The sequence below is a fragment of the Pseudomonas sp. KSR10 genome (genome assembly GCF_022355455.1).
GTDB classification, from domain to species: Bacteria; Pseudomonadota; Gammaproteobacteria; order Pseudomonadales; family Pseudomonadaceae; genus Stutzerimonas; species Stutzerimonas stutzeri_E.
Genome location: NZ_JAKOEN010000022.1, coordinates 352,800 through 371,583 on the forward strand (window position 1 = coordinate 352,800; position 18,784 = coordinate 371,583).

16 protein-coding genes, 2 tRNA genes and 1 other RNA gene are annotated in these 18,784 nt (G+C 60.7%); 11 read left to right on the forward strand and 8 right to left on the reverse strand.

Annotation, left to right across the window (positions count from 1 at the left end; translation table 11 throughout):
- Positions 1-58: 58 nt before the first annotated feature.
- Positions 59-718: a thiopurine S-methyltransferase gene (locus MCB86_RS19360; protein ID WP_239611898.1), complete on the forward strand. Its 660-nt coding sequence runs from the start codon at positions 59-61 to the stop codon at positions 716-718.
- 202 nt (positions 719-920) lie between these two features.
- Here MCB86_RS19360 and htpX read toward each other — a convergent pair whose 3' ends face one another.
- The 3 genes from htpX to MCB86_RS19375 form a co-directional block, all read right to left on the reverse strand.
- Complete coding sequence (htpX, locus tag MCB86_RS19365; protein WP_045162698.1) at positions 921-1,793, reverse strand: protease HtpX; 873 nt, start codon at positions 1,791-1,793, stop codon at positions 921-923.
- A gap of 114 nt (positions 1,794-1,907) precedes the next feature.
- Positions 1,908-2,351: a hypothetical protein gene (locus MCB86_RS19370; protein WP_045162697.1), complete on the reverse strand. Its 444-nt coding sequence runs from the start codon at positions 2,349-2,351 to the stop codon at positions 1,908-1,910.
- Positions 2,352-2,356: 5 nt separating this feature from the next.
- Complete coding sequence (locus MCB86_RS19375; RefSeq protein ID WP_045162696.1) at positions 2,357-3,568, reverse strand: pyridoxal phosphate-dependent aminotransferase; 1,212 nt, start codon at positions 3,566-3,568, stop codon at positions 2,357-2,359.
- Positions 3,569-3,997: 429 nt separating this feature from the next.
- On the opposite strand from MCB86_RS19375, the gene msrB reads away from it, so the two are divergent.
- From msrB to MCB86_RS19390, 3 genes are read left to right on the forward strand one after another with little or no spacing between them, the layout of a single operon-like run.
- Positions 3,998-4,396 (forward strand): peptide-methionine (R)-S-oxide reductase MsrB, encoded by a 399-nt coding sequence (msrB, locus tag MCB86_RS19380; RefSeq protein ID WP_239611899.1) that lies wholly within the window; start codon positions 3,998-4,000, stop codon positions 4,394-4,396.
- A gap of 33 nt (positions 4,397-4,429) precedes the next feature.
- A complete protein-coding gene (locus MCB86_RS19385; RefSeq protein ID WP_239611900.1) occupies positions 4,430-4,912 on the forward strand; it encodes a glutathione peroxidase in 483 nt (160 codons plus the stop codon).
- Between the two features lie 57 nt (positions 4,913-4,969).
- Positions 4,970-5,848 (forward strand): ATP-binding protein, encoded by an 879-nt coding sequence (locus MCB86_RS19390; RefSeq protein WP_045162693.1) that lies wholly within the window; start codon positions 4,970-4,972, stop codon positions 5,846-5,848.
- A gap of 159 nt (positions 5,849-6,007) precedes the next feature.
- Here MCB86_RS19390 and MCB86_RS19395 read toward each other — a convergent pair whose 3' ends face one another.
- Positions 6,008-6,691: a glutathione S-transferase family protein gene (locus MCB86_RS19395; protein WP_045162692.1), complete on the reverse strand. Its 684-nt coding sequence runs from the start codon at positions 6,689-6,691 to the stop codon at positions 6,008-6,010.
- Positions 6,692-6,814: 123 nt separating this feature from the next.
- Positions 6,815-7,582: a hypothetical protein gene (locus MCB86_RS19400; RefSeq protein WP_196298668.1), complete on the reverse strand. Its 768-nt coding sequence runs from the start codon at positions 7,580-7,582 to the stop codon at positions 6,815-6,817.
- A gap of 213 nt (positions 7,583-7,795) precedes the next feature.
- On the opposite strand from MCB86_RS19400, the gene MCB86_RS19405 reads away from it, so the two are divergent.
- The 3 genes from MCB86_RS19405 (at position 7,796) to MCB86_RS19415 (ending at position 9,401) form a co-directional block, all read left to right on the forward strand.
- Positions 7,796-7,871: transfer RNA gene (locus MCB86_RS19405), tRNA-Glu, on the forward strand.
- 17 nt (positions 7,872-7,888) lie between these two features.
- Positions 7,889-7,964: transfer RNA gene (locus tag MCB86_RS19410), tRNA-Gly, on the forward strand.
- Positions 7,965-8,471: 507 nt separating this feature from the next.
- The gene (locus MCB86_RS19415) at positions 8,472-9,401 is read left to right on the forward strand and encodes a ZIP family metal transporter (RefSeq protein ID WP_045162691.1); all 930 of its coding nucleotides are present in this window, start codon (positions 8,472-8,474) and stop codon (positions 9,399-9,401) included.
- Positions 9,402-9,516: 115 nt separating this feature from the next.
- On the opposite strand, the gene MCB86_RS19420 is transcribed toward MCB86_RS19415, so the two are convergent.
- The gene (locus MCB86_RS19420; RefSeq protein ID WP_239611901.1) at positions 9,517-10,503 is read right to left on the reverse strand and encodes an NAD(P)/FAD-dependent oxidoreductase; all 987 of its coding nucleotides are present in this window, start codon (positions 10,501-10,503) and stop codon (positions 9,517-9,519) included.
- Between the two features lie 530 nt (positions 10,504-11,033).
- On the opposite strand from MCB86_RS19420, the gene ffs reads away from it, so the two are divergent.
- From ffs to efp, 3 genes are all read left to right on the forward strand, one after another.
- Positions 11,034-11,130: signal recognition particle sRNA small type (gene ffs / locus MCB86_RS19425), an RNA gene on the forward strand.
- Positions 11,131-11,304: 174 nt separating this feature from the next.
- Positions 11,305-12,444: an elongation factor P maturation arginine rhamnosyltransferase EarP gene (gene earP, locus MCB86_RS19430; RefSeq protein WP_239611902.1), complete on the forward strand. Its 1,140-nt coding sequence runs from the start codon at positions 11,305-11,307 to the stop codon at positions 12,442-12,444.
- 43 nt (positions 12,445-12,487) lie between these two features.
- Positions 12,488-13,054: an elongation factor P gene (efp, locus tag MCB86_RS19435; RefSeq protein WP_021210189.1), complete on the forward strand. Its 567-nt coding sequence runs from the start codon at positions 12,488-12,490 to the stop codon at positions 13,052-13,054.
- An 878-nt stretch (positions 13,055-13,932) separates the two neighbouring features.
- Here efp and MCB86_RS19440 read toward each other — a convergent pair.
- Both MCB86_RS19440 and MCB86_RS19445 read right to left on the reverse strand, forming a co-directional pair.
- Positions 13,933-15,381, reverse strand: a complete 1,449-nt coding sequence (locus tag MCB86_RS19440; protein ID WP_239611903.1) for a DASS family sodium-coupled anion symporter — start codon at positions 15,379-15,381, stop codon at positions 13,933-13,935.
- A gap of 334 nt (positions 15,382-15,715) precedes the next feature.
- A complete protein-coding gene (locus MCB86_RS19445; protein ID WP_045162686.1) occupies positions 15,716-17,065 on the reverse strand; it encodes a 3-deoxy-7-phosphoheptulonate synthase class II in 1,350 nt (449 codons plus the stop codon).
- A 117-nt stretch (positions 17,066-17,182) separates the two neighbouring features.
- Here MCB86_RS19445 and MCB86_RS19450 point away from each other — a divergent pair, with 117 nt between their 5' ends.
- Entirely contained in the window at positions 17,183-17,932 is a 750-nt protein-coding gene (locus MCB86_RS19450) for a spermidine synthase (RefSeq protein ID WP_239611904.1), read from the forward strand.
- Positions 17,933-18,784 lie beyond the last annotated feature (852 nt).

Below are 18,784 nucleotides of genomic sequence, written 5' to 3' on the forward strand. Positions count from 1 at the left end.
TCGCTACCGGCGGCTCTGATAAGCTCCAGCCATCATCATCGCTTATGAGGGGCTGGGTATGGATGAAGGGTTCTGGAAACGACGCTGGGCACGCAACGAAATCGGTTTTCACCTGAACGAGGTCAATCCTTATCTACGCCGCCACTGGCCCGGTTTGCAGCTGGCCGAAGGTGCCCGGGTGCTGGTGCCGCTGTGCGGCAAGAGTCTCGACATGGCCTGGTTGTCCGAGCAGGGCTTTGCGGTGCTTGGCATCGAGCTGAGCGAGCGCGCGGTCGAAGACTTTTTCGCCGAGCAACAGCTGCCAGCCGAGGTGAGCATCCAGGGCGAGTTCAAGGTCTATCGCGCCGGCGCGCTGGAAATCCGCTGTGGCGATTTCTTCTCGCTAAGCCATCAAGACGTGGCCGACTGCCAGGGACTGTACGATCGTGCTGCGTTGATTGCGTTGCCCCCAGACATGCGTCAGCGCTACGTCGAACACCTGACGGATATCCTTGCGCCGAGCTGTCAGGGTTTGCTGATTACCCTGGATTACGAACAGGAACAAATGGCTGGCCCGCCATTCGCTGTGAGTGACGCCGAAGTTCGGCAGTCCCTTGGCTTGCATTGGAACCTTCAGGAACGGGCAAACGTGCTGGACGACGACGGCAACTGGAAATTTCTCCAACGCGGGCTAACGCGCCTGGATGAAAGTTGCTATCGGCTCGGCGGCCGGCAATAGAACGCCCCCGCTATGTTGGCGAGGTGTTCTCGAACGCTTCGCAGAAGCTTTGGGTGCTTCACGAGCCTGAATTCGATATTCGCCTGGTTGGCATCTACTGGAACGGCACCGGCTGAGTACGAGCGTTGAGAGGAGGGCGTCGCTTTTGCATTCCAGGGCTGAGGGCGGCTGGCGCCGCCCTCGTTTTTTTCTATCCGTTCGTTCAACCGCGCTGGCGCAGGGCCTCGATGCGGTCTTCCAGCGACGGGTGCGTCATCAGCAATCCCGCCAGGCCGTTACGCAGGGCACCGTTGATGCTGAAAGCCTTGAGGCTGTCCGGCATATCCACCGGCACGCCCTGTTCCGCGCGCAGCCGCTGCAGCGCGCCGATCATCGCGCTAGTGCCGGCCAGCTGTGCGCCTGCTTCGTCAGCACGGAATTCACGCTTGCGCGAGAACCACATGACAACGATGCTGGCAAGAATGCCCAGCACCAGTTCCGCAAAGATGGTCGCAATGAAGTAGCCGATACCGTGACCATCTTCGTTCTTCAGGATCACACGGTCGACGAAGCTACCGAAGATCCGCGCGAAGAACATGACGAATGTGTTCACCACGCCCTGAATCAGTGCCAGGGTCACCATGTCGCCGTTGGATACATGACCGATCTCATGAGCCAGTACGGCTTTGACCTCGTCCGGCGAAAAGCGCTCGAGCAAGCCCTGGCTGACGGCGACCAGTGCGTCGTTCTTATTCCAGCCGGTGGCGAACGCGTTGGCTTCGTAGGCGGGGAAAATACCCACTTCCGGCATTTTGATGCCGGCGTCGCGGGAAAGCTGCTCGACGGTTTGCAACAGCCATTGCTCATGGCGCGTGCGGGGTTGGCTGATGATCTCGGTGCGCGTGCTCATCTTCGCCATCCACTTGGAGATGAACAGCGAAATCAGTGCACCGGCGAATCCGAAGACGGCACAGAATGCTAACAGGCTGCCGTAGTTCTGACCCGTGTAACGATCCACTCCGAGTAGCTTCAGGGTGATGCTGGCAACGACCAATACAGCCAGGTTAGTGGCCAAGAACAAGAAAATGCGCATCATGTTGCGGCAGACTCCAAGGGGAACAATAAGGAACGATAGGCTATATAAGGGGCGGGCCGGCGCTATTCAACCGGGCGACTATTTCAAGCTATGTCGCCTGTACCGCCGATGCGCTCAGGGCTGGCTGGATAGGGTGCTGGTGAATAGCTGGCGGGTCAGTTGAGCGAGCCGTTCGCCATGCCCCTCTTGTAGTGCTTGGCGGAGCTGGTAAGCCAGGCTCGAGTGAACCCGGCGTACGCTGGGGGGAAGGGATTCGACACCATTCGCGGTGTCGTCGAGCGTACGGGTCAAGCACAGGAATGCCTTTTCGGTCAGCACGGCCTGGTCGACAGCGAGAAACTGAATAGTGCTTTCGAATCGCACATAGCCTTCTTCGGCCAGCCACAGCAGCGCGCCCAGACAACTCTGATGCCGCTTGCTGGGTAGGCCGAACTCGTCGGGCTCTTCGTGACCGATGAGGTCTTCTACATACAGGGTTATCTTCCGTGGGAAGGCCTGATAGAGCATCAGGAGGCCGGCCGCAGCGTCCCGGTAGAAGTCATCGATCTGCAAATCCATCGAAGCTACTGGCTGTAAGTTTTGAGGAAGCTGCCAATGCGACCGATCGCCTGCTCGAGATCATCGACCCGGGGCAGGGTGACCACGCGGAAATGATCCGGCCATGGCCAGTTGAAGGCGGTGCCCTGAACGATCAATAGCTTCTCGGAGAGCAACAAATCGAGCACGAACTTCTCATCGTTGTGAATCGGGCAGATCTTTGGGTCGATCCGAGGGAAGGCATAGAGCGCGCCCATCGGCTTCACGCAGCTGACGCCGGGAATGTCGTTGAGCAGTTCCCAGGTTCGGTTGCGTTGCTCGAGCAGCCGGCCCGGCGGCAGCACCAGGTCGTTGATGCTCTGATAGCCGCCGAGGGCTGTCTGGATGGCATGTTGCGACGGCACGTTGGCGCACAGGCGCATGTTGGCGAGGATATCGATGCCCTCGATGTAGCTCTGCGCCTTGTGCTTGGGCCCTGTGATCACCACCCAGCCGGAGCGGAAGCCGGCGATTCTGTAGGACTTGGACAGGCCATTGAACGTCAAACAGAGAACGTCAGGCGCCAGGGACGCCGTGCAGACGTGCACCGCATCGTCGTAGAGAATCTTGTCGTAGATCTCGTCGGAGAACAGCACCAGCTTGTGCTGACGAGCCAGTTCGACCATGCCCTCCAGTACTTCGCGCGGATAGACGGCCCCGGTTGGGTTGTTCGGATTGATCAGCACCAGCGCCTTGGTATTAGGCGTGATCTTGGCCTTGATGTCGGCCAGATCCGGCCACCAGTTGGCTTGCTCGTCGCACAGGTAGTGCACCGGTTTACCGCCCGCCAGGCTCACTGCTGCGGTCCATAGCGGGTAATCGGGTGCCGGAATGAGCACCTCGTCCCCGTTGTTGAGCAGCGCCTGCATGGACATCACGATCAGCTCCGACACGCCATTGCCGAGGTAGATATCCTCGATGGTCACGCCTTCCACCTGCTTCTGCTGGTAGTACTGCATGATCGCCTTGCGGGCGCTGAACAAGCCTTTGGAATCGCTGTAACCTTGCGCCGTTGGCAGGTTGCGGATCACGTCCTGAAGGATTTCCTCCGGCGCTTCGAAACCGAACGGCGCCGGGTTGCCGATGTTCAGCTTGAGGATGCGATGGCCTTCCTCTTCCAGGCGTTTGGCGTGCTTGAGCACTGGCCCACGGATGTCGTAGCAGACATTGGCGAGCTTGTTCGATTTGCTGACCTGCATGATCCTGAGTGTCCCGAAGTGAAGACGCGCCTGGCTTGTGGATGACAGGCGGCGTTTGGCATGAACCCCGGCGCCTTGGCAGCCTGCAACCTCGCTGCCAGACTAGGCGTCTAAGAGCAACGCATCATACGTGCGGCCCGACCACCGGAAAAGGTACAGATCCGCCCTTTTTAAGAGAGGGTCTGTTTCCGCTTCGTTTGCGGTCGCGCCGGAGCCTGTTTTTGCGCGAGGCAAGGCATGAGGAGGGAAGTTTGGTTATTCCAAATGAACGACGAATAACGCCGCAGCGCGCAAAAACAGGCTCCGGCTCTTCGGGTTGCGCGGCAAGTTTCGCCATGCCGCGTTGCGGGATTTGACAAGGAACAACCATTTACCTGCAGCAACGCGGCTTGCGAACGAAACGGAAACAGACCCTTAAGAGGTGTACCGATGGACAAGCTTGAAAAACCGCTTGAAATCTGGCGTGAAGAGCTCTCCGACGAGCAGTTTCAAGTCTGCCGACTGGGAGCCACCGAGCGCCCATTCACCGGCAAGTACAACGATACCAAGACGCCCGGCACCTATCATTGCGCCTGTTGCGATGCGCCGTTGTTCGACTCGGATGCCAAATTCGATTCCGGCTGTGGTTGGCCGAGCTACTTCCAGCCCGTCAGTTACACGGCGATTGCCAGCGTCGATGATTTCAGCCACGGCATGCATCGTATCGAGGTCAAATGCGCGCGGTGCGATGCTCATCTTGGTCACGTGTTCCCCGACGGCCCAGCGCCGACCGGTATGCGTTACTGCATCAATTCTGCTTCGCTCAACCACAAGCCGCGCGTCGTCTGACGGCGTTTCGCAACGCCTCCACGAGATACCGCCATGCGCGATCCGTTGTTCGAAATTCCATGCGTCACCATTGACGGTCAGCAGAAGACCCTTGCCGACTTCGATGCGAAGCTGTTGTTGGTGGTCAATACGGCCAGCAAGTGTGGTTTCACGCCCCAGTACAAGGGGCTGGAGGCGCTCTGGGATCGCTATCGCCAGCAAGGTTTGGTGGTGCTCGGCTTCCCCTGTGATCAGTTCGGCCACCAGGAGCCGGATGACGAGGAACAGATCGCTGCTTTCTGCGAGCGCAACTTCGGCGTCAGTTTTCCCCTGTTTGCCAAGGTTAAGGTCAATGGCGGCGAGGCCCACCCGTTGTTCGTGCAGCTCAAGAAGCGCGCCCCGGGCTTGCTCGGCAGTAAGGCAATCAAGTGGAATTTCACCAAGTTTCTGATCGCTGATGATGGACGCTCGGTTGAGCGTTTCTCTTCGCGCACTCCGCCGGAGGCGTTGACAGCGCACATCGAAGCTCATCTGTAACCCTTCGCAGCAGCGCCTGAAGAGGCGTGTCTGCATGCCCATAATGGAGTCGTTGAAATGGATGCCGAGCTGAAGGCCTTTCTGCAGCGCGCCGATGCACTGATGGCGCGCCTTGAACCCCTGCTGCCTGCGCCACGTGAGCCAGTGGATTGGAGCCGTAGCTTGGCGGCGCGCTGGCACCGCGAGGGGCAGGGCGGTTATCTGCAGGCGCTGAGCGTGTCGCTCGATCTGAATCTGGCGGATTTGATCGGTATCGATCGACAGCGAGAGCTGCTATCGAACAATACCCGTCAGTTCGTTTCCGGCTTGCCAGCGAACCATGTCCTGCTCTGGGGCGCGCGCGGGACAGGCAAATCTTCGCTGATTCGGGCTCTGCTGGCTGAGCATGCGTCAGCAGGGTTGCGCCTGATCGAAATCGAACGTGACCATCTGGCTGATCTGCCGAAAGTCGTCGATCAGCTCGCCAGCCAATCTCAGCACTTCGTGGTGTTCTGCGATGACCTTTCATTCGAGGCGGGTGAGGGCGATTACCGCGTTCTGAAAAGCGTACTGGACGGCTCGCTGGAGCGTGCGCCGGAAAACGTTCTGCTGTACGCCACGTCGAATCGCAGGCATCTCGTGCCTGAGCGTCAGAGCGATAATGAAAACTGGCAAATGATCGATGGCGAACTGCATCCCAACGAAGCGGTGGAAGACAAGATCGCCCTGTCGGATCGCTTCGGCCTTTGGTTGTCGTTCTATCCCTTTAGTCAGGAGCACTATTTGGACGTGGTGCGGCACTGGATCGGTTCGCTGGCCGAGCAGGCCGGACTGAGTTGGCGCTGGGATGACGCGCTGGAGAAAGACGCGATTCGCTGGGCCACCGCACGGGGCAATCGAAACGGTCGTTGTGCCTATCAGTTCGCTCGGCAATGGGTGGGCATCCACCTGCTCTGAGGGAACGACAGGGCAGCGCATGGTGCGCTTGAGCCCGCTCCGGGGCTCGATAAGCCATTTGCCGCGAAGGGGCCGCTCGTTTCAGCCGTACGGTGGCCTTGTGTGAGGTCGCTGCCTCCGAGCGACGCGTGGTCTTGCCCACGCAGGCGCGCATCGGAGTCAGCTGGGCTGCACCGCCTTTTTGCCCATTTCGATGAGTTTGGCGGTCATTCGCTGTTCGCCGGGAAGCAGGCTCTGTACTGAGGCGATCGTTTTTACCCGTGCGAAATGCTCCACCAGCTTCGGCCAGCGATTGGCATCGATCAGCTCGCCGCCATACTCCATATTGATCAGTTGGCAGGTGAGGGCGATATCGGCCATCGAGAGTCGATCGCCAACAAAATAAGATCGTTGGCCCAACTGCTGTTCGAGATAGTCAAAGTGCGGTGGCAGCTTTTGGTTCAGTGCGATTTGCACGCTTTCTTCATTGCACGGATGGCCAGCGCTCGGCTTCAGTACGCGGTTGCGGAACACTCCGAAAGTGGTCAGAGGCGCCAGCTCGTAATCAGCATATTTCTCCAGCCAGCGAATCTGCGCGCGCTCCACTGAGCTGTTTCCGTACAGCCGCGCGGTCTGTTCGTAGGTCTCTTCAAGGTACTGGCAGATCACGCTGGAGTCGGCGAGGCACAACTCTCCATCCTTCATGGCCGGAATGCGGCCAAGCGGGTTGAGCTGCAGATACCACTCGGGTGGGGTGAAAGGCATGACGACTTCGAGCTGGTAATCCAAGCCTTTCTCCAGCAGGCAAAGGCGGACTTTGCGAACGAATGGCGACAGGGGAGCACCGAAAACGGTTAGCGACATACAGATTCTCCGCGACAGGGATAGTGGCAGCCGGGTGCGAAGGTCAGTATTGCGGCGAGGTACGCAAGATCGCTGGTGCGTCTTGCAGCTCAAATCACTGCCAAGCCACGTCCCGGCTCACGCCTAGTAAATGTTGTTCTTTTTCCAGTCATCTTCGCTTTCGAGGTTTTTCAAACCTTCGGTCAGCTCGCTGGGTTCGTCAAGGTTTGGTTGCAGTTGTGTCTGCTCCAGCTTATTGGCATGCGCATAGCTCGCTTCGAGCTGCGCCAGCTGGGCCTGATACTCGGCCGGGTTGGGTTGCTTGCGTACGTGCTGAATACCCCGTTCGAAGGCTAGGCGTGCCTTGTGCGCACTGCCTTGCTGCAGAGCCTGCTGACCGACGTTGGTGAAGTACTCGACGTGCAGTATCACCATCATCCGCTGGATTTGCTGAATCCAGCGTTTGGCGGCTATTGAATCCAGCTGATTCTGTTTGTTGGCCCATATTATCTGAGCGTGCAGATCTTCCAGCAGCAGGCGTATTTCCTTGGCCTGGGCCTCGGTGACCACCTTCACCGGCGCGTTCTGTAACGGAATCTCCTCGCCCTGGGCAACAGCTTTGCGCAGCGCGTCGATGCGAGTGCTGACGGTCGCGTTCTTCTTGTCCAGCGGCAATAGCCGTTCGCCTAGATGCAGCTCCAGGCGCGCCAGCAATAGCTTGAGCGCGGGTGTCATCATCTGCCCTGGAAAACTCTCGGACAGATTGGCGCAGCGGCGCATGCGATCACTGAGCTCGGCTCGCATGCGAGCCTTTTCCAGATTGTTTTTTTCGACGATCTGGTTGATGACGCCAATTGCTATCAGTACGAACAGGCCAGCGATGACCAACCCTGCAATCAGAACTGGGGACACGAGACGCACCTCTCTTCGGGCGGTTTTATGGCGAGTGTAGAGCGTTGGATGTCAAGCTGATAGCTCAATGCACCTCAGCAGATTCAAGCTCGAAAAAATTTTCACATGACGCTTGACGACCCTATCAGGGGTCCATAGAATGCGCGCCACTTGCAGCGTGAAGCACATCGCAGACGCTGGAAGCCGGAATGAAAGCTGTAGTTTCCGGGCTGCGTCCCCTTCGTCTAGTGGCCTAGGACACCGCCCTTTCACGGCGGTAACAGGGGTTCGAGTCCCCTAGGGGACGCCATTTTTGTTGCAAATGATGCGGGAATAGCTCAGTTGGTAGAGCACGACCTTGCCAAGGTCGGGGTCGCGAGTTCGAGTCTCGTTTCCCGCTCCAAATTTGCTTCAAGCCTTAAATAAAAGGCGCTGAAGCGCGAAGAGAAAGCGACCTTAAGGTCGCTTTTTTCGTTTTCGCATTCTTAATGCGGTTCGGCGTGCGCTGTTTTCAATCACGAACACGGCGATTGCTGCTTCCATTTACCGCTGACTGACCGCATCGCTCTAAAATCCTGGGCCGCCGAGACGATGTTTCCACCGGCCAAGTGTGCTTGGTAAAAATCCACGCACGCCAGCGTTCTCCCGTGTCCTGCGCCTGATCGTCAGGGCCCCCTCGATCAATTTAAGTTCCCCCGGCGTCGCGAGTGGATGGTCAGTGCGCGTTGGGATCGAGGCCATGCATCGGCCAGGCCCTTGCATTCAAACTCAGCGAGTCGCTTATGGTCATATCCCGTAAGACGCTCGTCGCGCCTTTGGCATAGTGGTGTCCGTGGGTCGCTCGCAGCTTGACCGTCCGCGCATCTCACTTGCTGCATTGGCGACAAAGACATCATATGGGGCCTTCATCATGGCAAGCACTCAAAGCGCAGCAGCGACGCTACGCTCGGTATGGATCGCGCATGCGCAGGCAAACCCCGTTGTTACATTAGGCCTGGCAGGCACACTTCTGGTCGTACTGTTGTTGTCGATTGCGAGTGGCTATAACGCGCTTCAGAACGGCAACGAGAGCAACGTCCGCTACGCGTTGCTCGGCGGTACGGCGGGCTTCGTTGCCACGGCGTTGGGTGCGCTGATGGCCATCGTGCTGAACAATATTTCCACGCGCACCCAGGACAGCATGCTTGGCTTCGCTGCCGGCATGATGCTCGCCGCCAGTTCGTTCTCGCTGATTCTCCCTGGCATTGCCGCCGCCAGGGAACTGTTCGGCAGTGGGCCGGCCGCCGCATTGACCGTCGTGGCTGGCCTCGGGATCGGCGTGTTGCTGATGCTTGGGTTGGACTATTTCACGCCGCATGAGCATGAAAGCGCGGGCGCCTTTGGTCCGAATCACCAGCGCATAAGCCGGGTCTGGCTGTTCGTGTTTGCGATCATTCTTCACAACGTTCCGGAGGGCATGGCGATCGGAGTGAGTTTCGCCAATGGCGATTTGGGTGTCGGTTTGCCGCTCACCACGGCGATTGCCATACAAGACATTCCTGAGGGGCTGGCCGTCGCGTTGGCTTTGCGGACCACCGGTCTCTCCCCAGGGCGCTCGATATTGGTCGCTGCAGCATCCGGCTTGATGGAGCCGCTCGGCTCGTTGGTGGGACTGGGAATATCCAGTGGTCTAGCCGTCGCGTATCCGATCAGTCTCGGATTGGCTGCTGGCGCGATGATTTTCGTGGTCTCGCACGAGGTAATTCCCGAAACTCACCGCAACGGTCATCAGACCCCGGCAACGGTCGGCTTGATGGGCGGCTTCGCGGTTATGATGTTTCTCGATACCGCGTTTGGCTAGGCGCTGTTCTTCGGTTCTGGATCGATGTGATGCTCGGCCTGGTTTGGGCTATTTCGCGGTGCGGTGTCGCCGGCGCCGCCTTTCAATCGACGGCCCGGGCTGGAGAGATGGTCGGCTATAACTGTTCAAGCAACCGTCGCGCGACTTCCTGGCCGCTGAGCCAGGCCCCTTCGACGCGGCCTGAGAGACACCAGTCGCCGCAGGCATACAACCCGAGGTGGGCATCCGCCAATGCGCCCCATTCATGAGACTGGCTCGGGCGTGCGTAGAGCCAGCGATGGGCAAGGGTGAATTCTGGAGCGGGCACCACGCAGTCGATCAGCTCGGCAAACGCGCCGTGCAAATGTTCAATCACCGATTCCCTGGCCATGTCGAGGTGTTGCCGGCTCCAGGCACTGCTGGCGTGCAACACCCATAGGTCGAGCGGGTCGTCACGTCCGGGCCTGCTGTGATGACGGGCCAGCCAGTCAAGCGAGTCGTCCTGAACGAAGCAGGCCTCGAGGCTGGTTTCGAGCGGCTTGGCGAAGCCCAGGGCGACGGACCAGGTGGGTTCCATTGCAACACTGGCGGCGACGGCGGCCAGCTTCGGTGCCGAAGCCAGCAGCGTGCTGGCCTGGGGCGCAGGAATGGCGACGACCACCTGGCTGAACGGACCATGGCTGCTTCCTTCGGCGTCGACCAGTTTCCAGTATTCCTCGCCCCGAAAGACTTCCGTTATTCGACAGCTAAGCTTGACTGGCAGCTCGCCGAGCAGTCCGGCAGCAATCGCACTCATGCGGGGAACGCCCACCCAACGCAATTGCTCATCTGCCGAGGGCGACAGCTGCCCGCTGCGGGACTGATAGAGGTTGGGCGACCACTCGGCGACCCAGCCCTGGGTCTGCCACTGACGTACGGCCTCGGTGAAGCGCCGGTCGCGTGCGGTGAAATACTGAGTACCGAGATCCAGATGGCCGGCGTCGCTGCGCTTGCTGGCCATCCGTCCGCCCAGGCCGCGGCTCTTGTCGAACAGCTGTACGGGTTGTCCGGCCGCATGCAGGGCCTGCGCGGCGGAGAGCCCTGCAATGCCGGTGCCGACGATGGCAATGGGAGCTTTGCTCATGCTTACCTCTTTCGATAGCGCCGCCAGTCTCCGCTGCGCGACAACTGCGCTGGTTCGTTCGGTCCTGGTGCCGTTTCGAGAGCAAAACGGCAACGCTATTGCGTTCCCTATCCTCGAACAGACCGTTGTTTTTGCATAGGGGTTCGGGTCGATAGAAGACACATGACACGTATATTTTTATCCGGGCTGACGGGCGGTGACGAGGAGGGTGCTCCCCGGTCTGGCGGACGCAGCTTCATCGAGATGAAACTGCGTCAGGCTGAGCTGGGCAATACTTCACTTCGACCATGCGGTGGTGTGTATCGTCCTAATAAAACTGCTGATTGGCTTTCGCCGTTCTTACGACGCAGCTTCGCGATGGCGAGCTGCACCTTTCGCTGTAGGTCGGGTTGCCGATCCGCTGCGTTCTTTTAATACCTGGCGCGTCAATGCGTTAGCGCCTGCATGGCCCGCATGGATGGTTGTAAGTTGGGAATAAGCCGGTACAATGGCGCCGCTCGCCGCCAGGCGGGTTTTGTTATGGTGGGCCCTGCCGGTCCCCCCGCAACGATCAGCCGTGAACCCGGTCAGGCCCGGAAGGGAGCAGCCGCAGCGGTGACATTGTGTGCCGGGGTGTGGCTGGTAGGGTTCACCTCCATAACGTCTATCTATCCCCATCGTTTCATTGCCCTGGTGTCATCGGCTCCGGCGATCGCCTGTGTCTGCCGTTTGCGCCCGTTCGGCCACCAAGCCTGTATTCTGATGCCTCAGGACTGCACCTAAGCACGTGGTCCGGGCGTTTCTTGCAAAGGAGTAGTGGGTTTGTCGATCAGAGCCAGCTGGGACATCTTCTGCGTTGTCGTTGATAACTATGGCGACATCGGCGTGACCTGGCGCCTGGCGCGGCAGTTGGTCGCCGAGCATGGCCAGCGGGTACGGCTCTGGGTTGATGATCTGAACACCTTCGCCCGGCTCTGTCCGGGTACCAGTGCCACGGTCAGTCAGCAATGGCATGACGGCGTCGACGTGCGGCACTGGTCAGCCGACTGGCCGGGTGCTGAGCCGGCTGACCTGGTGATCGAGGCCTTCGCCTGCCAGCTGCCCGCGGCCTATATCGAGGCGATGGCCCGCAGTGAGCGTCGTATTCTCTGGCTAAACCTGGAATACCTCAGCGCAGAAGACTGGGTGGTGGGTTGCCATGCGCTGCCGTCGATGCAGCCCGATGGCCTGCAAAAGTATTTTTTCTTTCCAGGTTTCGAGCAAGGCACCGGTGGCTTGATTCGCGAAGGCGATCTGCTGGCACGGCGGGAGGCGTTCCAGAAAAGTCCAACGCTGCGTGAAGCCTTTCTGCAGAGCTTCGAGCTGGCCGTACAGCCTGGCGCGCGGTTGATATCGCTGTTCGCTTACGAAAACCAGGCCGTTGCGCAGTGGCTCGATGCGCTGGCTGTCGATACGCGTCCGACGCAGTTGCTGGTGCCGGAGGGGCGGGTTCTCGGTGACGTGGCGCGCTGGTTGGGGGTGGAACAGCTACAGGCTGGCGACCGTCATGCCCGGGGAGCGCTGCAGATCGCAGTGCTGCCGTTTATGACGCAAAACCAGTACGACATGCTTCTGTGGTGCTGTGACTTCAACGCCGTACGCGGCGAGGAGTCCTTCATTCGCGCGCAATGGGCGGGGCGCCCGCTGGTCTGGCATATCTACCCCCAGGAGGAAGATGCGCACTGGGACAAGCTCAACGCCTTTCTGGACCTATATATCCACGATCTTTCTCCGCAGGCTACGGCTGCATTGCGTGAGTTCTGGCGAGCCTGGAACGATGGCGTTGGTAGTGGCCTCGCTTGGGCCGGCCTGCTGGCGCACGAGACGGAGCTAAGGGCGCATGCGGATAGATGGACACACAAGCAGGTAGCCAATGGCGATCTGGCCGGAAAGCTGGTGTTTTTTTACACAGATTGGCTATGATACGCGGCCTGTTTTTTGTCTCTAATTCCATTCGGATATTCGTATGAAAACCGCACAAGAGTTCCGTGCCGGCCAAGTGGCCGTTATCAACGGCGCACCCTGGGTCATCCAGAAAGCCGAGTTCAACAAGTCCGGTCGTAACAGTGCCGTCGTGAAGATGAAGCTGAAGAACCTGCTCAACGGTTCTGCTACTGAGACTGTGTACAAGGCAGATGACAAGCTGGAGCCGGTAATTCTCGAGCGCAAGGAAGTGACCTATTCCTACTTCGCCGACCCGCTCTACGTTTTCATGGACGAAGAGTTCAATCAGTACGAAATCGAAAAAGACGATCTCGAAGGCGTGATGACCTTCATCGAAGACGGCATGACGGACGTCTGCGAAGCCGTTTTCTACAACGACAAGGTGATCTCGGTTGAACTGCCGACCACCATCGTTCGTGAAATCGTCTACACCGAGCCGTCCGTACGCGGCGACACCTCCGGCAAGGTCATGAAGACCGCCCGCCTGAAGAACGGTGCCGAGCTGCAAGTGTCCGCCTTCTGCGAAATCGGTGACTCGATCGAGATCGACACCCGTACCGGCGAGTACAAGTCCCGTATCAAGGCCTGATACAGCCTGCGCGGACAAGCCCGGCCTGACGCCGGGCGACTCGATGACGAACCCCGCCTTGTGCGGGGTTTTGTTTTTCTGGGATCTGGTAATTGCCGCGGGGCGCGCCTCAGGCGAAAAGCACTGCGGATGCGCTTTGGCCTTTCTTGTGGCGCGCCCTCGGGGCGGAGCTTTTGCTTTTGAGCCGGCCGCAAGCTCGCGTTCGCCGCGGATCGCGGCTCCCAAAAGGTGGCTCGGTGCGCGCCGTGGCTTTCTGTAGGAGCCCCGCCCTCGGGGCGAAGCTTTTGCTTTTGAGCCGACCGCAAGCTCGCGTTCGCCGCGGATCGCGGCTCCCACAAAAGGTGGCTCGGTGCGTGCTGTGGCTTTCTGTAGGAGCCCCGCCCTCGGGGCGAAGCTTTTGCTTTTGAGCCGGCCGCAAGCTCGCTTTCGCCGCGGGTCGCGCCTCCCACAAAATGCGGCTCGGTGCGCGCTGTGGCTTTCTTGTAGGACGCCCGCCCTCGGGGCGAAGCTTTTGCTTTTGAGCCGGCCGTGGCCCGCTTTCGCCGCGGGTCGCGGCTCCCACAAAAGGTGGCTCGGTGCGCTCCGTGGCTTTCTGTAGGAGCCCCGCCCTCGGGGCGAAGCTTTTGCTTTTGAGCGGGCCGCAAGCTCGCATTCGCCGCGGGTCGCGGCTCCCATAAAAGGCGGCTCGGTGCCCGCTGTGGCTTTCTGTAGGAGCCCCGCCCTCGGGGCGAAGCTTTTGCTTTTGAGCCGGCCGCAAGCTCGCTTTCGCCGCGGGTCGCGGGTCCCACAAAAGGTGGCTCGGTGCGCGCCGTGGCTTTCTGTAGGAGCCCCGCCCTCGGGGCGAAGCTTTTTGCTTTCGAGCGGGCCGCAAGCTCGCTTCAGCCGCCCCAGATCCAACCCACCAAGAGGTAGCAGAGCAGGGTGACCAGTACGACACCGAACAGGTTCAGGGCAAAACCGGCTTTGATCATGGACTGGATCGGCAGCTGACCGGTGCCGAACACGATGGCGTTCGGTGGCGTGGCCACTGGCATCATGAAGGCGCAGCTGGCGGCGACAGCGGCCGGTATCGCGAGCATCTCCGGCGACATGCCCTGCGCGACCGCCAACGCACCCAGCAAGGGCAGAAAGGCGGCTGCCGTTGCGGTGTTGGAGGTGATCTCCGTGAGAAAAATGATCACCAGCGCGACGACGCCGATCATCAGAACCAGCGGCAAGGCCTCGAAGGCACCCAGGCTTTCGGCGATCCATTCGGCCAGGCCCGATGCGCCGATCACGCCGGCCAGCGACAGACCGCCGCCGAACAGCAGCAGCACGCCCCAAGGCGCCTTGTTCGCCTGCTCCCAGTCCATCAGAAAGACCCGTTCGCGAAGGTTAACCGGAATCAGGAACAGCGCCAGGGCAGCGGCGATGGCGATGCTGGTATCGTTGACACCCTCTACGTAGTCAGCAAGGAACGGCTGCAGTATCCAGGCGGTGGCCGCCAGCGTGAACACAACAGCGACCAGTTTCTCGGCGCGGGACATGGGACCCAGCGCCGCCATTTCCTGTTCCAGCAGGCCGCGGCTGTCGCCACCAGCAAGCTTGAAACCTCCGCGTGTCAGCCACCACCAGATGAAAATCAGCATGCCCACGCTCAGCGGAAGCCCCAGCAACATCCACTGGCCAAAACCGATCTGCACGTCATAGTTCTCGCGCATGAAGGCGGCCAGCAATGCGTTGGGTGGCGTGCCAATCAGTGTCGCGATACCGCCCACGCTGGCGGCATAGGCAATGCCGAGAAGCAGCGCAATGGCGAAACGCCCCCCTTCTTTTTCATCGCTGCCGGCCACCAGCAGGCCGATGACCGACAGGCCGATGGGCAGCATCATGATGCTCGTTGCGGTGTTACTGACCCACATGCTGATAAAAGCAGTGGCGATCATGAATCCGGCAATCTGGCGGCTGGGCTGGTTGCCCACGGCTAGCAGCGTCGCCAGAGCGATTCGCCGATGCAGGTTCCAGCGCTGCATGGCCAGCCCGAGTACGAAGCCGCCGAAGAACAGGAAGATCGTCGGGTTGGCGTAGGGCGCGGTGGCCTTGGCCAGTGTATCGATCCCCAGCAGCGGGATCAGCAGGATTGGCAGCAGCGACGTTGCCGGGATTGGGATCGCCTCGGTAGACCACCAGATCGCCATCAGACCGGCCAGGCCCACCGTCAGCCAGGCTTCGTTCGACAGCCCGCCTGGAGGCTCGGTGAGCAGGCAGGCAAGCAACAGCAACGGGCCGAGCGCCAGCCCGATCCACGCGGCCAGGGCGGCGCCTTTGCTTTGGGAAGATTCGGTCATGCAGGCAATTCCTCTACGACACCCGGCGATAAATGTTCGAGCCGCGCCCGTGACGCGCTCGGCTTCTTATTTACGCGGACCAGAGCCCGTGTCGTTGGTTCGGCGTGATGCGCAACGGGAATCTAGACCGGCAATGGCAGAGGCGGCTGCGTGAGGTTGGGCTTCAACCGCCATTATCGCCAAACCTGGCATTCGGCAGCTTGAAGCCTCGCCCATCTGAGAAGCCCCTAGGCAGGGCCGTGGTTCCTGGAGATCCATGCAGTTCGAAGGCATGCGGTTTTGCCCCGGCTCGTCAAGCATGCCTGGAACTTCGCATTCGGCTAGCTAGTAGCCATCAGCTCGGGCGCACCTGTTTCAGCGTCTCGGCGATCAGAAACGCCATTTCCAGCGACTGGTCGGCGTTGAGGCGTGGGTCGCAGTGCGTGTGGTAGCGGTCGGATAGGCCATCCTCGGTGATCGGGCGCGAACCCCCGATGCACTCGGTGACGTTCTGCCCGGTCATTTCGATGTGAATGCCGCCCGGATAGCTGCCTTCGGCACGGTGCACTTCGAAAAACTGTCGCACCTCGGCCAACACCCGTGCGAAATCTCGCGTCTTGTAGCCGCTGGAGGCCTTCATGGTGTTGCCGTGCATTGGATCGCAGCTCCACAGCACCTGGCGGCCTTCGCCCTGCACGGTCTGGATCAGGCGTGGCAGCCCGTCCTGGACCTTGTCGGCGCCCATCCGCACGATAAGGTTCAAGCGGCCCGGGTCGTTCTCCGGGTTGAGGATGTCGATCAGGCGGATCAGCTCCTCGCTGTCCATGCTCGGTCCGACTTTCACGCCGATCGGGTTACCCACGCCACGCAGGAATTCCACGTGGGCGCCGTCCAGCTGCCGTGTACGGTCGCCGATCCAGAGCATATGTGCTGAGCAGTCGTACCAACCCCCGCTGAGGCTATCCTGGCGTACGAACGCTTGTTCGTAATTCAACAGCAGCGCCTCATGAGCGGTGAAGAAACTGGTCTCGCGCAGCTGCGGTGCGTTGTCCATGCCGCAGGCACGCATGAACTTCAATGCCTGATCGATCCGTGCGCCCAACTGGTGGTACTTCTCGGCCATCTGAGAATTGGCGATGAAATCCAAGTTCCATTGATGCACTTGGTGCAGGTCGGCAAAACCGCCCTGGGCGAAGGCGCGCAGCAGGTTCAGGCTGGACGTGGACTGGTGATAGGCCTGCAGCAGGCGCTCCGGGTCCGGCACGCGGCTTTTCTCATCGAAGCCGATGCCGTTGACGATATCGCCGCGGTAAGCGGGCAGGGTGACGCCATCGATGGTCTCGCTGCCGGAGGAGCGCGGTTTGGCGAACTGACCGGCCATGCGGCCAACCTTGATCACGGGACAGCTCGCCGCGAAGGTCATCACCACCGCCATCTGCAACAGCACCTTGAAGGTGTCGCGGATCTTCGGCGCGGAGAACTCGGCGAAACTTTCAGCGCAGTCGCCGCCCTGCAGCAGGAAGGCGCGGCCCTGGGTGACCTCTGAGAACTGGCGGCGCAGCTCCCGCGCCTCACCGGCGAACACCAATGGCGGCAGGCTCGCCAACGTATCCTCTACGCGCTGCAGGTGCGCGGCGTCCGGGTATTCGGGCTGTTGCTGGATGGGTTTGGTTCTCCAGCTGGTGGGGCTCCAGGCGTGGCTCATGCAAATGGTGTCCGTCGGCGAAAAAGTACGCAGATTTTACCTGATGCACTGCCCCGGCGCTGATAGGCCTTGCCAATCGGGCTGTTAACATGTGCCGACCGGTTTGGAGTGAGTGCAATGGACAAGCAGGAAGTGTTGCTGGCCGAAGTAAAAGACGTGTTTGGCCTGATCCGTGTGCTGGAGGTAGGGGAGTACCGGTTTCTCGAGTTCGGCGCGGCGGTCGAGCAGAGCTGTGTCTTCACGCGCGACCCCAGCTGGCTGGAGTACGACTATACGCGTGCCATGCTGATGGGCGGCCTGTTGCACGAGTCACCGGAAACCGCCCTGTTTCTCGGGCTGGGCGCCGGCACTCTGACGCAAGCGTGCCTTGAATTCCTGCCCTTGGAGGACGTCGAGGCCATCGAGTTGCGTCCGGATGTCCCGGAGCTGGCAATGCGTTACCTGGGCTTGCAGAACGATTCACGACTCTACATCCGCATTGGCGATGCGGTGGAACTGCTCGAGTCGGCCGAGACCGCCGACCTCATCTTCGTTGACCTCTATACGGATGTGGGCCCGGCGGCAGCGCATCTGGCGTGGCGCTTTCTCGAGCGCTGTCAGCAGAAGCTGAATCCGGACGGCTGGCTGATCATCAACCAGTGGGGCACCGACGAAGACAAACCGCTCGGCGCAGCGCTGCTGCGCGGGCTGTTTCATCGCCATTACTGGGAATGCCCGGTGAAGGAGGGCAATGTGGTGCTCTTCGTGCCCGCGGACCTCGAACAAAACCTTGATGTCGCCGCCTTGCGCGAACGCGCTGCTGCCCTGGCGCCGCGCCTGGGTTACACGCTGGACTCACTGATAGACGCGCTACGCCCAGCGAGCTGAGCATAAGACGATTGCGGGGCTTTCGTACCGTAGCTGCGTACCGATCTGCTGGAAAGCCCATCATCCGGCGCAATAGCTTCGCCCGAGGGGGGCATCGCTTTTGTAGGAGCCGCGCCCTCGCGGCGAATTGGCGCTCGCTCAGTGCCAGAAAGCTTCGCACCGGGGGCGGGGTTCCTACAGATGGGGGGGGCCGTGCATCGCTCTTGTAGGAGCCGCGCCCTCGCGGCGAATTGGCGCTCGCTCAGTGCCAGAAAGCTTCGCCCTGGGGCGGGGCTCCTACAGATGGGGGAGGCCGTGCATCGCTCTTGTAGGAGCCGCGCCCTCGCGGCGAATTGGCGCTCGCTCAGTGCCAGAAAGCTTCGCCCCGGGGCGGGGCTCCTACAGATGGGGGGCCGTGCATCGCTCTTGTAGGAGCCGCGCCCTCGCGGCGAACTGGAGCTCGATCGATGCCAGAAAGCTTCGCCCCGAGGGCGGGGCTCCTACAGATGGGGAGGCCGTGCATCGCTTTTGTAGGAGCCGCCCCCTCGCGGCGAACTGGCGCTCGATCGATGCCAGAAGGCTTCGCCCCGGGGGCGGGGCTCCTACAGATGGGGGGCCGTGCATTGCTCTTTTAGGAGCCGCGCCCTCGCGGCGAATTGGCGCTCGCTCAGTGCCAGAAAAGCTTCGCCCCGGGGCGGGGCTCCTACAGATGGGGGAGGCCGTGCATTGCTCTTTTTAGGAGCCGCGCCCTCGCGGCGAATTGGCGCTCGCTCAGTGCCAGAAAGCTTCGCCCCGAGGGCGGGGCTCCTACAGATGGGGGAGGCCTCGCTCTTGTAGGAGCCGCGCCCTCGCGGCGAATTGGCGCTTGATCAG

Bases quoted from the DNA above. Each gene is read 5' to 3' on its own strand.
- MCB86_RS19360 (WP_239611898.1), top strand. From the start codon at position 59: ATGGATGAAGGGTTCTGGAAACGACGCTGGGCACGCAACGAAATCGGT.
- htpX (WP_045162698.1), bottom strand. From the start codon at position 1,793: ATGATGCGCATTTTCTTGTTCTTGGCCACTAACCTGGCTGTATTGGTC.
- MCB86_RS19370 (WP_045162697.1), bottom strand. From the start codon at position 2,351: ATGGATTTGCAGATCGATGACTTCTACCGGGACGCTGCGGCCGGCCTC.
- MCB86_RS19375 (WP_045162696.1), bottom strand. From the start codon at position 3,568: ATGCAGGTCAGCAAATCGAACAAGCTCGCCAATGTCTGCTACGACATC.
- msrB (WP_239611899.1), top strand. From the start codon at position 3,998: ATGGACAAGCTTGAAAAACCGCTTGAAATCTGGCGTGAAGAGCTCTCC.
- MCB86_RS19385 (WP_239611900.1), top strand. From the start codon at position 4,430: ATGCGCGATCCGTTGTTCGAAATTCCATGCGTCACCATTGACGGTCAG.
- MCB86_RS19390 (WP_045162693.1), top strand. From the start codon at position 4,970: ATGGATGCCGAGCTGAAGGCCTTTCTGCAGCGCGCCGATGCACTGATG.
- MCB86_RS19395 (WP_045162692.1), bottom strand. From the start codon at position 6,691: ATGTCGCTAACCGTTTTCGGTGCTCCCCTGTCGCCATTCGTTCGCAAA.
- MCB86_RS19415 (WP_045162691.1), top strand. From the start codon at position 8,472: ATGGCAAGCACTCAAAGCGCAGCAGCGACGCTACGCTCGGTATGGATC.
- MCB86_RS19420 (WP_239611901.1), bottom strand. From the start codon at position 10,503: ATGAGCAAAGCTCCCATTGCCATCGTCGGCACCGGCATTGCAGGGCTC.
- efp (WP_021210189.1), top strand. From the start codon at position 12,488: ATGAAAACCGCACAAGAGTTCCGTGCCGGCCAAGTGGCCGTTATCAAC.
- MCB86_RS19440 (WP_239611903.1), bottom strand. From the start codon at position 15,381: ATGACCGAATCTTCCCAAAGCAAAGGCGCCGCCCTGGCCGCGTGGATC.
- MCB86_RS19445 (WP_045162686.1), bottom strand. From the start codon at position 17,065: ATGAGCCACGCCTGGAGCCCCACCAGCTGGAGAACCAAACCCATCCAG.
- MCB86_RS19450 (WP_239611904.1), top strand. From the start codon at position 17,183: ATGGACAAGCAGGAAGTGTTGCTGGCCGAAGTAAAAGACGTGTTTGGC.